12 protein-coding genes are annotated in these 13582 nt (G+C 63.4%); 5 read left to right on the top strand and 7 right to left on the bottom strand.

Annotated elements, in window-relative coordinates; all coding sequences use genetic code 11:
- Positions 1–80: 80 nt before the first annotated feature.
- The 3 genes from BSG09_RS08030 to BSG09_RS08020 form a co-directional block, all read right to left on the bottom strand.
- Positions 81–1370 (bottom strand): adenosylhomocysteinase, encoded by a 1290-nt coding sequence (locus BSG09_RS08030; protein ID WP_092931931.1) that lies wholly within the window; start codon positions 1368–1370, stop codon positions 81–83.
- A gap of 280 nt (positions 1371–1650) precedes the next feature.
- On the bottom strand, positions 1651–3192 hold the full coding sequence (locus tag BSG09_RS08025; protein ID WP_139246193.1) for a DNA primase: 1542 nt from the start codon (positions 3190–3192) through the stop codon (positions 1651–1653).
- Positions 3193–3343: 151 nt separating this feature from the next.
- The gene (locus BSG09_RS08020) at positions 3344–4642 is read right to left on the bottom strand and encodes an amidohydrolase (RefSeq protein WP_092931929.1); all 1299 of its coding nucleotides are present in this window, start codon (positions 4640–4642) and stop codon (positions 3344–3346) included.
- A gap of 94 nt (positions 4643–4736) precedes the next feature.
- Here BSG09_RS08020 and BSG09_RS08015 point away from each other — a divergent pair, with 94 nt between their 5' ends.
- Both BSG09_RS08015 and BSG09_RS08010 read left to right on the top strand, forming a co-directional pair.
- Complete coding sequence (locus BSG09_RS08015; protein WP_092931927.1) at positions 4737–5411, top strand: stage II sporulation protein M; 675 nt, start codon at positions 4737–4739, stop codon at positions 5409–5411.
- A gap of 95 nt (positions 5412–5506) precedes the next feature.
- Positions 5507–6364 (top strand): DUF4382 domain-containing protein, encoded by an 858-nt coding sequence (locus BSG09_RS08010; protein WP_092931925.1) that lies wholly within the window; start codon positions 5507–5509, stop codon positions 6362–6364.
- 127 nt (positions 6365–6491) lie between these two features.
- Here BSG09_RS08010 and BSG09_RS08005 read toward each other — a convergent pair whose 3' ends face one another.
- Entirely contained in the window at positions 6492–9095 is a 2604-nt protein-coding gene (locus BSG09_RS08005; protein ID WP_092931923.1) for a heavy metal translocating P-type ATPase, read from the bottom strand.
- A gap of 84 nt (positions 9096–9179) precedes the next feature.
- On the bottom strand, positions 9180–9767 hold the full coding sequence (locus BSG09_RS08000; RefSeq protein ID WP_092931921.1) for an AsnC family transcriptional regulator: 588 nt from the start codon (positions 9765–9767) through the stop codon (positions 9180–9182).
- Positions 9768–9893: 126 nt separating this feature from the next.
- Here BSG09_RS08000 and BSG09_RS07995 point away from each other — a divergent pair, with 126 nt between their 5' ends.
- A complete protein-coding gene (locus BSG09_RS07995) occupies positions 9894–10091 on the top strand; it encodes a CopZ family metallochaperone (RefSeq protein WP_092931919.1) in 198 nt (65 codons plus the stop codon).
- Positions 10092–10145: 54 nt separating this feature from the next.
- Here the strand turns inward: BSG09_RS07995 and BSG09_RS07990 are convergent, their stop codons facing one another.
- Positions 10146–11543, bottom strand: coding sequence for a permease (locus BSG09_RS07990; protein WP_092931917.1), 1398 nt, complete (start codon positions 11541–11543; stop codon positions 10146–10148).
- A 390-nt stretch (positions 11544–11933) separates the two neighbouring features.
- Here BSG09_RS07990 and BSG09_RS07985 point away from each other — a divergent pair, with 390 nt between their 5' ends.
- Positions 11934–12311, top strand: a complete 378-nt coding sequence (locus BSG09_RS07985; RefSeq protein WP_092931915.1) for an SHOCT domain-containing protein — start codon at positions 11934–11936, stop codon at positions 12309–12311.
- Here BSG09_RS07985 and BSG09_RS07980 read toward each other — a convergent pair.
- Complete coding sequence (locus BSG09_RS07980) at positions 12303–12578, bottom strand: hypothetical protein (RefSeq protein ID WP_092931913.1); 276 nt, start codon at positions 12576–12578, stop codon at positions 12303–12305. The genes BSG09_RS07985 and BSG09_RS07980 overlap by 9 nt on opposite strands.
- 142 nt (positions 12579–12720) lie before the next feature.
- On the opposite strand from BSG09_RS07980, the gene hisG reads away from it, so the two are divergent.
- Complete coding sequence (hisG, locus tag BSG09_RS07975; RefSeq protein WP_092931911.1) at positions 12721–13581, top strand: ATP phosphoribosyltransferase; 861 nt, start codon at positions 12721–12723, stop codon at positions 13579–13581.
- Position 13582: the final 1 nt, after the last annotated feature.

Genomic DNA, 13582 nt, shown 5'->3' with positions numbered 1-13582 from the left:
GTCTTTCGTCCGCTCGATCCGCGATCCGCTGCTAGTAACTCAAAACCGAGACGATCCAACGAGATTCGACCCGTCCGATGTTATGTTCCGTGATCCCAGCTACCCATATAGTCGCGCTGGGTCTCGGTTAGCGAGTCGAAGTCGACGCCTTCTGCCTCGAGTTTGATCTCGGCGATCTCTTTGTCGAGTTCGTCGGGCACGTCGTGAACGCCGGCGTCGTAGGCATCACCGTTCTCGAGTAGCTCACGGACACAGACGGCCTGAATACCAAAGGACTGGTCCATGACCTCGACAGGGTGGCCAAGCGAGACCGGGGCGGCGAGGTTGACAAGGCGGCCCTCGGCGATGACGTTTAGCCGGCGGCCATCTGCGAGTTCGTAGGCCTCGACGCCGTCGCGGGCCTCGTAGCGATCCACGGCGAGGTCATCGAGCGCGTCGAGGTCGATCTCGATGTCGAAGTGGCCCGCGTTAGCGAGTAAGACGCCGTCTTGCATCTTCTCGAAGTGCTCTTCGACGATGACGTCGCGGTTGCCGGTCGTCGTCAGGAAGACGTCGCCGATTTCGGCGGCCTCGTCCATCGGCATCACGTCGTAGCCCTCCATGTGGGCCTCGAGCGCGCGGCGGGGCTCGACTTCGGTGACGATGACGTTCGCGTTCTGGCCGGCTGCCTTCTTCGCGACGCCCTTGCCACAGTAGCCGTAGCCAGCGACGACGACGTTCTTGCCGGCCCACGAGAGGTTCGTCGTCATGGCAATGGAGGCCAGCGAGGACTCGCCGGTACCGTGGACGTTGTCGAAGAGCCGTTTCATCGGCGTGTCGTTGACCGCGAAGACGGGGTACTCGAGTGCGCCGTCGTCGTCCATCGCACGCAGGCGGTGGACGCCAGTGGTGGTCTCCTCTGCGCCGCCGATAATGCCGTCGATCAGTTCGGGGTAGTCCTCGTGGATCGCCGCGACGAGGTCCATCCCGTCGTCGACGGTGACCGTCGGCTCGTGGGCGATGACTGCCTCGATGGCGTCGTAGTACTCCTCGTCGTCGACGCCACGTTTGGCGTAGCTGGTGATGTTCTCGTGGGTATCCAGCGCCGCCGAGACGTCGTCGTGAGTCGACAGCGGGTTACAGCCGGTAACGGCGACCTCCGCGCCGCCCTCCGCGAGCGTCTCGACTAAGATCGCCGTCTTCGCCTCGACGTGCATCGCCATCGCGATCCGCTCGCCCTCGAAGGGCTGGTTCGCGACGAACTCCTCGCGAACGTGCTCGAGAATCGGCATGTGCTGGGCTGCCCAGTCCATCTTCCGGCGTCCCTCCGTGCGAGCGGACTCGAGATCGTCCAGTTGCTCGCTGATCGGGGGATACTCGGTGTCGGTCATGGATCCATTGAGTGGGAGCGGGGCAAAAACGCTACCGAACCGCTCCGGCAACCACTTTCTGACACCGATTCGAACCTGACAGTAGAGCTGCACCGCTAGCTGGATCGAAATGAACGGCCAAAACGGTGCGTGAGCCGTACTTACTACGTGCCTCATCGATCGAGGCGGTCGCCGTCGATGGCGAGCACCGCGATCGTGTTTCAACACCGGCGATGGCTGATCTGCCGCGTGGCAGCGTCGTCGCCAGCGTCAGTCGTTCGAATGCACGTCGGCAGCGGTATTAGTTCGGACCGGCGTGACTCGGCCGGCCGCCGGCATTTCCGTTCTTTTCGCCGTCGTTGCTGTCCCCGCTGTCGGCGTCTTCGGCGTCGTCGTTGTCCTCGCTGTCGGTGTCGTCGCTGTCGTCTTCGTCTTCCTCGTCGTCTTCGGTGTCGTCGCTGTCCTCGTTATCCTCGCTGTCATCGCCATCTTCTTCGTCGTCGCTATCCTCGCTGTCGTCCTCGTCGTCTTCGGTGTCGTCGCTGTCGTCTTCGTCTTCCTCGTCGTCTTCGTCCTCGCGATCAGTTGGCGGCCCCGCGTGTGCCGGTGGGCCTCGCTTATCGTCATCGTCGTCTTCCACAGCATCGCCGTCGTCGGCGTCCTCGAGGTCGTCGTCGCTATCAGTCGGCGGGCCAGCGTGTGCCGGTGGGCCTCGCTTGTCGTCTTCGTCGTCCTCGTTCTCGTCATCGTCATCATCGTCGCCTGGCGGGCCAGCGTGGCCCGGTGGACCGGCGTGGTCCGGTGCGTTACCCGGGTTGTGCTCGACGACGAAGTTCGCGATTCGAAGGCCACGCGTCGTGTCAGATCGGGTTTCCTCTTCCTGCTCCTCAACGAACGCGGAGACGAGCGAGCCGAAGTTCTCGTACTCGGCGGACTCGAGCGTCACCGTCGTCTCGGCGGATTTGGTGTCGGTCGTCGCGGTGATGGCGACCTCGACGCTGTCGTTCTCGAACGGCGCGGACAGGCTCACCGTGCCGTTCTCGTCGGTCGTGTACGTGCCCTCGTCAGTGTAGGACACGGTCTCGTCGACAGTCGAGACGTTGACCGTCGCGTTTGCGACCGCGCTCTCGTTGTCCGTGACCGTCACGGTGACGTCATCGTTGTCCTGCTCGACGGCGACGACGAGGCCGGAGTAGAGCGTCGTCTCCGTCTCAGCGGTGAGCAGTTCATCGGAGACGTTCTCGTACGACGCGGCGACCGTCACGTCAACCGTTTCCGTGGGTTCGGGAAGGACGACCGTGCCGTTGGCGTCAGTCTGATATTCGCCTGCGCCATCGTAGGTCTCGTTCTCGTCGACCGGCGTCACGTTGACGGTCGCGTTCGCGACTGCGCTCTCGTTCGACGTGACCGTCACGACGGTGTCGTCAACGGACACGTCCAGCGTTTCTAACCCGTCAGGTTCGAGCGTTGCCTCCGTCGTCCCCGAAGCGTTTCCAGACGACGCGTTGACTGTCACGTTGACTGTCGTCTCGGGATCAGGGAGGTCGAGCGTGCCGTTGGTGTCAGTCGTTCCGTTTGCGGTATACGAGACGTTCTCGTCGAGTGACGTTACATTGATAATCGCATCCTCGACCGTCCCGTTCTTGGTTGTCTCGTTTTCAAACGCGCTTTCGTTCCACGTAACCGTCACGACGGTGTCGTCGACGGATACGTTCAGTTCGTCTATCTCATCGGCTGGTGCGTCATTACTGGCTGCCACCGCCGACACTGTTCCCAGCGGGGCGGCCACAGACAGGATCATCGCGGTAGCCAACGCCACCACGAACAATCGGTTTCGTTTCATCTCACTCGAGACATTCAGGTATCCGTGAATAAACCCACCCGGCAGTTCTCGGTGTTTTCGACTCGAGCGAAACAGTCTGAGAGACGGTTTAAACGTTTATAACAAAATCTGAGCGTTCAGTTTTCGTTCAGAGATATGGACTGAACCGGCGTCAACCGTCGGCGCGAGCGGCCAGCGTCTCGGCCGCCTCGAGCGCTCGCTCGCGAACCGCCCGTTCGTCCAGTGTCAGCACCTCGCGGTCGCGCATGAGTACCCGCCCGTCACAGACGGTGTGGCGGACGTCCGACGCCGCGGCCGCGTAGGCAAGGTGACTGACGAGGTCGTGTGGCGGGGTGAGGTGGGGTTGCTCGAGGTCGATCACAGCGAAATCGGCCGGTGCGCCTTCCTCGAGCCGGCCCGACTCGAGGCCGATCGCGTCGGCGCTGCCCGCCGTCAACATCTGGACGACAGCCTCGGCGGGGACCGCGCTGGCATCGTCGGCGGCGAGTTTGCCGAGCATGGCCGCATCGCGGGCCTCGTCTAACATCGAGAGGTCATTGTTCGAGGCCGCGCCGTCGGTACCGAGGCCGACGGTGACACCGGCCTCGCGCATGCGCTCGACGGGTGCCATTCCACTGGCGAGTTTCATATTCGAGGCCGGACAGTGGATTACGCCGGTGCCGGCCTCCGCGAGCAACTCGATCTCGCGGTCGTCGACGTGGACGCCGTGGGCGATGAAGTCCTCGGGTTCGAGCATTCCCTGTTCGGCGGCGTACTCGAGCGGCCGTTGGCCGTGTTCCTCGACGATCGGCGTGACTTCGGCTTCGGTCTCGTTGGCATGGTAGTGAACCGGGATCCCTGCCTCACGCGCTTTGGGGATGAACTCCTCGAGATACTCGCTCCCGACGGTCGTCAGCGAGTGAGGCTTGAACGCCGTCGAGATCCGGCCGTCTGCCGCGCCGTCGTACTCGCGGGCGATCTCGAGGCTCGTCTGGGCGTCCTCGCGGGCGGCCTCGTCGTCTTTCCCGACGGTGACGATGCCATGGCCGAGCCGCGCCCGAATGCCGGCGTTCTCGACCGCCGCGGCGACTTCGGGGACGTGGAAATACATATCCGCAACGGCGGTCGTCCCGGATTTGATCAACTCGAGCAAGCCGAGTTCGGCACCGACACGGACGTCCTCGGGAGTCATCTCGCCTTCGGCAGGCCAGATGTCTTCCTGGAGCCACGCATCGAGCGGTTTGTCGTCGGCGTACCCCCGCAGGAGCGTCATCGCGACGTGGCAGTGGCCGTTGACGAACCCCGGCGTCACGAGCGAACCGGCGGCATCGAGCGTCTCGTCGGCGTCAGCAGCCAGTTCGGGGGCGATCTCGCGGATCTCGCCGGTGTCCTGGTCAACCAGTACGTCTGCGGCCGTCACCGTCAGATCAGGCCGGAGGACCTGTCCGTCGGTGATCGCAAGCGTCGTCATTGACTTGGGATTCTCGTCGGGCGGCCTTAGCCTGTCGATGGACCGCGACGGGACGAGCCACGGGGTTTATGAAACAGTTCGACAATATGAAACTATGGACAATCGGACCCAGCGCGAGCGCGATCGGTCCAATGGCGGCTATCCACCGCGTGCCGCGCTCGCCGACGCATGGAACGAACACAGCCGGTACGTCGGCTTCGCCGCCGGCCTGTTCGCGGTCGGGATCGTCGTCGGCATCGCGCTCATGGTCGCCGGCTACAACTTGCTCGAGATCATCCAAGAGGTGGTCGGCGAGCCACTGTTCCCCGACATCAGCGACCGAAGCCGGCTCGAACTGGCACAGTTCCTGCTCGTCAACAACAGCCGGGCGTTCCTGCTATCGATCCTCGGCGTCCTGACGCTTGGGTTCCTGACGGCCTGGGCGATGGTGTTCAACGGGATCATCGTCGGGAACGTCGGTGCCTTTATCGCCGGCAGTGTCGGCATCGGCTACATCCTCGTGGGCCTGTTGCCTCATGGCATCTTCGAGCTCCCCGCGCTCTTTATCGCCGCGGGCGTCGGTTTCCGACTGCTCTACCGTGTCGGCCAGCGGATTCGAGGGTCCCGCGATGCGATCGTCACGAAACGCTATCTCTACCGAACCGGCCTGCTCGTCCTCGTGGGCTGGCTTTTACTCGTCGTCGCCGCCGTCGTCGAGGCGTTCGTCACGCCTGCGCTGCTCGAGGCGCTGTTTGCCGACCGGCTCGAGGCGATGGGGTCGTCCCCGTAATCGGAGCCGTTTATCCAGTTTATACGCTGTTGAACGGTCGTGAACGGATCGAATCGTTGTCCCCCTTTTTCTCGAGGAGGTGACTGTGTTCGGGTATGAAAAGACGCACAATCCAACTCGTATTGGTGGCAGCCCTCGTCGCCATCGCCGGCTGTGCCGGTGGGATGGGCGGCGACCCGGGAACGAACGACGACGGCTCGATGACGGACTCGAGCGGCGGGACAGGAACGGCCGCGTTCTACGTCAGCGACGAGCCGAACGTGATCGACGACTTCGAGCATCTCAACGTGACGATCACGAAAGTCGGGTTCAAGAAGACCGGCAACGTGACCGCCGACGCGACGAACGAGACCGACGGGAACGTCACCGACGGCAACGTCACGGAGACCGACTCGGACAGCGCCGGCAACGAATCGACGACCGAAACGCCAACTAACGAGACGGTCGAGAACGACAGTGATGACAGCGCGGCCGACGAGCAGTGGATCGAGCGCGAGGTCAACGACACGACGGTCGACCTCACCGAGCTGAAAGGCGCGAACGCGTCCATGATCGACGAGTTCGAACTGCCCGCCGGCGAGTACGAGACAGTCTTCATCTACGTCAGTGAAACCGAGGGTATCCTGACCGATGGTACGGAGACGCGCGTGAAACTGCCGAGCGAAAAGCTCCAACTGCACACGACGTTTACCATCGGGAACAACGAGTCGGTCGACTTCGTCTACGACATCGCACCGCACAAAGCCGGCAAGAGCGGGAAATACATCCTCAAGCCGGTGATCAGCGAGAGCGGCACGGGCGACGACGTCGAGATCCACGACATCGACGAACAGCAGCCTGACGAATCGACGGACGGCAAGCAGAACGACGATAAAGCGGGAGACGACGCCAAAGCAACGCAGGCAGACAGCGCCGAACAGCAGTCTACGGATACACCGCCACAGCAGGGCTAACGCAACCGACAGCCATCATGGCGGTGTGAGTCGCCAACACTAACAGCGGTGGCACCTCACTCGCCGCCCGACTCGAACGCTATTTTACAGGCCGATCGACAGCACAGAAGCAGTCGACTCGAGCCGATCAGCGCCGGAGCCACCCGAACAGCCGGTAGTCGTGGTCAGGCGTGTATCGGCGAAACAGCAGGCTGTTCGAGAGGACCGACACCGACGACAGCGCCATCGCGCCAGCCGCGAGCACCGGCTGGAGCAGCCCCAGCGAGGCAAGCGGGATCATCGCGGTGTTGTAGCCCAGCGCCCAGACGAGGTTCTGCTTGATCTTGTCCAGCGTCGCCTGCGAGATCCGGATCGCCTTCACCACGTCGAGGGGATCGTCGCGCATTAGCGTCACGTCGGCCGCCTCGATGGCCACGTCGGTCCCAGAGCCGATGGCGGTGCCGACGTATGCGACCGCGAGCGCAGGCGCGTCGTTGACGCCGTCGCCGACCATCATGGCCTTGCGACCCCCGGACTGGATGTCTTCGACCGCGTCGGCCTTGTCCTCGGGGAGGACACCCGCGCGAACGTTGTCGGGGTCGATCCCGACCTGCTCGGCGACGGCACGGGCCGTCCGCTCGTTGTCGCCGGTGATCAGCATCACGTCGAGATCGCGTTCCTGCAGGGCCGCGACCGCGTCGGCCGAACTGTCCTTGACCGTGTCGGCGTCCGCGACCACGCCCGCGACCGCGCCATCGACTGCAACCAACATCGCGGTCTTGCCCTCGTGCTCTAAGCGTTCCATCTCGTCTGCAGCAGGGGACGGATCGACGCCCTCGCTCTCGAGCAATCGACGATTCCCGACCAGCACCTCGCGACCCTCGACGGTCGCCCGGACGCCATGCCCGGGGACGTTCTCGAACTCGTCGGGGGTGGTTGGCTCGAGGCCGCGTTCTTCGGCCCCTTCGACGATCGCCTGTGCGAGCGGGTGTTCACTGTTGCGCTCGGCGCTGGCCGCAAGGCGGAGCACCTCGTGGTCCTCGAGGGACGGGCGGGCGGTCAGCGTGCCACCGTCGGTCGCCGTCTCGCCGCCGTCGGTCACAGCAGTCTTGCCCCCGAGGGCGACCACGTCGGTCAGCGTCATCTCGCCGGTCGTCAGCGTCCCGGTCTTGTCGAAGACAACGGTGTCGACGTCCTTCGCGCGCTCTAAGACGTCACCGCCCTTGAACAGGACGCCGTTTTGTGCGCCCAGCGTAGAGCCGACCATCGTCGCCGCGGGCGTCGCCAGTCCGAGCGCGCAGGGACAGGCGATCAACACGGCAGAGGCGAAGACGACGATCGCGAACTCGAACGTCGAGAGCGCGGCCGGGCCGCCACCGACCAGCCCCCATAGCGGTAACGCGCCGACAAAGCCGGCCAGCGCCTCGGGGAAGAGGAACCAGATCAGGCCCCAGAACGTCGCATTGAGGATGACCGCGGGGACGAAGTACGCCGAAATGCGATCGGCGAGATTCTGAATCTCTGGCTGGCGTGCCTGGGCCTCCTTGACGGTCTGGACGATCCCCTGCAGGGCGGTGTCCTCGCCGACTTTCGTCGCCTCGACGACCAGCACGCCGTTTTTGTTGATCGTCGACCCGATCACCTCGTCGCCCGACTCTTTCTCGACGGGCACCGACTCGCCGGTCACCATCGACTCGTCGACCGCGGACTGACCGTCCACGACGACGCCGTCGGTCGGCACCTGCTCGCCCGGCCGGACCTTCATCCGATCGCCGACCGCGACGTCCTCGAGTGGTACCTCCGCTTCGTTGCCCTCGTCGTCGACCAGCGTCGCCGTCTCGGCTTCCATCTCGAGGAGTTTCCGCAAGGCATCGCCGGCCTGGCCCTTCGAGCGGGCCTCGAGGTAGTTGCCCAGCGTGATGAACACGAGGATCATCGCGGCGGTATCGAAATACAGGTTCCCCGCGAGCAAGTCCAGCAGGACGACGAGGCTGTAGATGTACGCCGTCGACGACCCCAGTGCGATCAGCACGTCCATGTTGGCAGTGCGGTTTTTCGCGAGCGCCGTATACGAGTTCGCGAGGAACTCGCGACCGAGGACGACGTAGACCGGCGTCGCAAGCAGGAATTCGACCCAGCCGAACTCGATGCCGAAGATCGTCTCCGGAACGTACGCGCCCCCGAGCAGGAACCGATTTGCGAGGAAGAACAGGAACGGGGCCGACAGCACCGCGCCGAAAATCGTCAGCCGAAGCTGTTTGCGGGTCTCGGCCTGTCGGGCCGCGTCGCGGCGTTCCTGATCCGACTGCCCTTCGCCGTCGCCGCCGTCCTCCTCGCGGACGGGCATGTACCCCGCGTTCTCGATCGCCGCGTAGAGGTCCTCGAGCGAGGCATCGACGGGGTTGTACTCGACCTGGGCCTCGTCGGTCGCGTAGTTGACCTCCACGTCGATGACGCCGGGGACGGACTCGAGTGCCGTCTCGTTTGCTTCGGCGCAGTTCGCACAGCTCATATCCGTGATCCCGATCGACCGGCTGGCACGCTCGGCGTGGTAGCCGGCGTCGTCGATCGTCTCGTAGATCGTGGCGAGCGACACCTGCTCGGGGTCGTACTCGACGGTTCCCTCGTCGGTGGCGAAGTTGATACTCGCCTCGTGTACGCCGTCGGTGGACTCTAGGGCATCGTTGATCGCCTGCGAACAGTTCGCACAGCTCATGCCCCGAATGTCCAGATGTGCGGTCCGAGTACTCATTAGTAATCACTAGGGAGTGGTGACTTACCCACTTTACTGGTCGAAAGTCAAAGTCCAACGCGGTCAGTTCTTTCGAGTCGAAAGTCAGACGCCTTCCTCGAGCCGATCGTATCGCTGTTCGAACCGGCTCCGACAAGAGGGACAGCAGAAGTGGTACATCTCGCCGTCGATACGGGTCGACTCGCCCTCGCTGTCGACGGTGTTGCCACACTCTACACAGGTGAGCGCGAACGCCGCTCCGTCGAGCGACGGCGTCCATTCGGCGTCGTCCATCAGCGTCACCTCGTAGTCGACGCCGTCGACTGGAAACAGTCCCTCGAGCCACTCGTGGACCCGTTGGAGCTGGGCGCGTGCATAGAACCAGCAGTCGCCGTCGGCGGTGACGAACACGTGTTCGACCGCATCGGCGTCGACGAGCGCTGCCTTGCACGCACCGACGGCACCTGGCGGAACGGCCGCCCGGACGAACACCGGAACGCCCGCCCGAAGCTGTGACTGGTCGACGTCGACGGTGAACCCGTTGATGACACCTGCTTCCTCGAGGCGCTCGACACGGTCGGAGACGGCCGGTCCGGAAAGACCGACCTGCTCGGCGATTTCGCTGTACGGGCGGCGCGCGTTCTCAGCCAGCAGCCGCAGGATCTCCATATCAGTCTCGTCGAGGTCGCGCATACCGCCGAGTGGTCCTCGATAGCAAAGAGCGTGGCGACTACGACTTTCAGATCGAAAGTCTCGGTCGAGCTCGAGTTGGGATCGAAAGTAGTAATGCACAAAGATCGGGCGTCCATACACGTTCGTATGAGTCAGACGATCACTGTCGACGGAATGTCGTGTGAACACTGTGAACAGAGCGTCGAAGAGGCCCTCGCAAGCGTTCAGGGTGTCCAGTCTGTCGAGGTCGATCTGGACGCGGCGCAGGCGACCATCGAGGGCGATGCGGCGACTCAGGACCTCGTCAGCGCGGTCGACGAGGCTGGCTACGACGCGTCGGCGTAGGCACCGTCTCGAGACCGAGAGAACGTCCGTTTGTAGCGCAGTGCAGGGTGAGAGTCAGTGATGCTCGTGTGACGATTCGGAGTCCGACCCGCGCGGCGACTCGCCGGCGAACTCGGCGGGTGTCTCCTCGAACGCCCGCTTACAGGCAGTCGAACAGAAGTAGTAGGTCTCGCCGTCGTACGTGGTGCTTGGGCCGTCATCGTCGGTTCGCATCCCACACACGGGATCGCGGTGCTGCCCGGGCGCACCGAGCCCGCGGCGGTAGACGTACAGGAGCACGCCCGACAGTGCGAACGCGACTAGATTGAGGGCAAGCGTGTAGTCGAGTTCGAAGTACGTCGCCTCGGTGGCCGTCTCCCCGCCGGCCAGATTCGGAACGATACCGAGTGCGTCGAAGAGCAGTTCCATCAGCAAGCCAGTGAAGGCCATCGTCACGAAGAAGACGCCGAGAATGTAGAGCATGACCGCCCAGCCGTAGTACTTCCGGTAGACATTGAGAACCGGAATCGTGATGAGATCGGCGTAGACAAAGGCGATGACGCCAGCGAAGCTGATCCCACCGCCCCAGAGCGCGACCGCAAAAGGGACGTTGCCCATGCTGCCGACGAAACTGATGACGGCGATGGTGACACCCATAACTGCGTTTTCGGCGGTCACAAGCACTCCATCGCCCTCGAGAAACAGCGTGTTCCAGACCTGCTGTGGGACGAACACGATGACGAATCCCGAGATGAGAAAGCCCGCGACGACGTCCTTCCAGATCATCGACCACTCCTTGCGATACTGGTTCCCGAGTTTGTACCAGCCGCCCCACGAACGGAGATCGTCGTGCCACGTGCCGCTGCCAGCCGCCTGTTGGCGGTAGGTCTCCAGACACCCCGCAGAACAGAACGTCAGCGTGTCGCCGCCATCGGTCACGAGAGTATGGTCGGTGGACCCGTCCATCCCGCATGTCGGGTCCACCATGGCGCTGTGGTCGTGCTCGTGCCTAGTGAGTTGTGCCCGAGCCTCGTCGAACAGCGGTTCCGGAAGCGTCAGCCGGACGATAAACGCCATGACCGCGATGAGGACGAGTCCGCCGAGGAGTTCCGCGACCAGAAACTCCCACCCAAGCAGGATCAGAATCATCAGACCGAGTTCGACAATCAGATTCGTCGACGCGAACATGAACGCGAGGAAATTTACCACATGAGCGCCCTTCGCGAACAGCCCCTTGCCGATAGCGGCGGCACCGAAGCTACAGCCGCTACTCGCCGCGCCGAACGCCGTCGCCGTCGCGAGACTCGAGAGGTCGTCGTCCCCGAGTACCTGCGCCATTCGCTCTTTCGAGACGTAGACTTGCACGAGACTCGTGATCGTCAGTCCCATGATGATCGCCCACGCCGCGGTCCAGAGGAATCCGAGGCCGACCCGGAGTGACTCGAGGACTCCCTCGATGAGCGGCGGCTCCATATCTAGTCGTACGGATAGCGTGACTATTGCGGTTGTTCTTCAGAAAACTATGTCATTCCCATCGGGAAGCGGAGACTCGAAAGTTCGAGGGTGCCCTTCCATTAGAGAGGCGTGGAATAGCGCGACCGAACCCGCGGCGCGCCGGGACGGAATCGATCGTGGCGTCCGACACGCGATGGAACCGCGGCGGCGACCGATAGAATGACTCCGACGAACTGCCGGTATGGGGCACGCGCGGCCGGCTGCGTGGATTCGCTCGTCATCGAATCACTGACGGACAGAACGCCACAGTGGTCGCAGACGGACATTGGATTCAAAGGGAGAACTGCATTGAGTCGGGAGGCCGTCGTTCTACATGGGGACGGGACGCTCCGTCGCCGGTGACTTAACATGGCAACAGACACACGCGACACGCGACTCGTCACGATTGTCCTCATCGCCATCGGTGCCCTCGTCGTGCTGCCGATGCTCTTCATGGGATTCGGCATGATGGGTGTCGGGCCGATGATGGGTGGCATGTGGGGACACGGCGTCTGGGGTGGCGGAACGGTCCCCGGCTGGATGCCCCTCGTCGCCGTACTGATGCAACTCCTGTTCGTCGCCGGCATCATCGGTGGTGGCTATCTCCTCTATCGAGCGGTCACTGGATCGAGCGATGGCTCCGATGGGGCGTTCGAGGAGCTTCGCCGCGCGTACGCTCGCGGCGAGTTGAGCGACGAGGAGTACGAACAGCGCCGAGAGACGCTCGAGCGGGATCGATCACGCTGAGGGCGACTCGCGGGCGCGTGTCGTCTCCAGGGCCGTCCCGTCGCGTGGACAGTATTCATACGCCGGATCCCGCGTTTGGAACCCACAGGCGGGACACGTTCGAACCGGTGGTTCCGATGACTCTCGTCCCGACTTACCGAACAGAAACGGAACGAACGGGACGACCAGAAAGAACGCGACCGTATTGAACCGCCACCAGAGGACGGCACTCACGAGGAGACTCACCAGCAGTCCCACCACGGCGGTTGCGGTTCGCGACCCGAACATACGTCGAGCTAGGTGCACGTCGCTGAAAGGAACAGCGGTCGGCGTCACCGATCCGCGCCTCGAGCGTGACTGTCCAGTCGACGGTGGCGACCGTTTGCCCCGATGAAAAGACAATTCCCCGCCGACACCCAAGAGCGGGCATATGCGAATCGCCGTTCCCAACAAGGGCCGCCTGCACGAGCCGACGATCGATCTCTTAGAGCGGGCGGGGCTCCATCTCGAAAACGGAGCCGACCGGAAACTCTACGCCGATACGGTCGATCCCGACGTCACCGTGTTGTTCGCCCGCGCAGCCGACATTCCGGAGTACGTCGCCGACGGCGCGGCCGATCTCGGCATTACCGGCTTCGATCAGGTCCAGGAAGCCCGCGTGGACAACGTCGACGAGTTGCTCGACCTCGAGTTCGGACGCTGTCGGCTCGTCCTGGCTGCTCCCGAAGACGGGGACATTACGTCCGTCGACGATCTGGCGGGCAAGATCGTCGCCACCGAGTTCCCAAACATCACCGCCGATTTCTTTGCCGACACCGGCGTCGAACCCGACATCGTCGAGGTCTCGGGCGCGACGGAACTCACTCCCCACGTCGAGATGGCCGACGCCATCGTCGACATCACGAGCACCGGGACGACGCTGAAGATGAACCGGCTGGCCATCGTCGACGAAGTCCTCTCGAGTTCGGTGCGGCTGTTCGGCCGTGACGACGTCCTCGATGACCCGAAAATAGAAGAGGTCAGGACCGCGCTGTCCTCGGTCAAACACGCCGAGGGCAAACGCTACCTGATGATGAACGTGCCACGAACTGAACTCGACGACGTCCGCGACGTCATTCCAGGTCTTGGCGGCCCGACGGTCATGGACATCGCCGATGAAACGGACGACGAAGGGAAGGTCGCGGTCCATGCCGTCGTCAACGAGACAGATGTCTTCGAGACGATTACAGATGTCAAAGCAGCCGGTGCGAGCGATATTTTGGTGACCGAAATCGAGCGGCTGGTCGAGTAGG

This window comes from Natrinema hispanicum (assembly GCF_900111485.1).
GTDB lineage: Archaea > Halobacteriota > Halobacteria > Halobacteriales > Natrialbaceae > Natrinema > Natrinema hispanicum_A.
The sequence above is the reverse complement of the archived record's forward strand: the minus strand, read 5'-3'. Positions and strand labels throughout refer to the sequence as shown.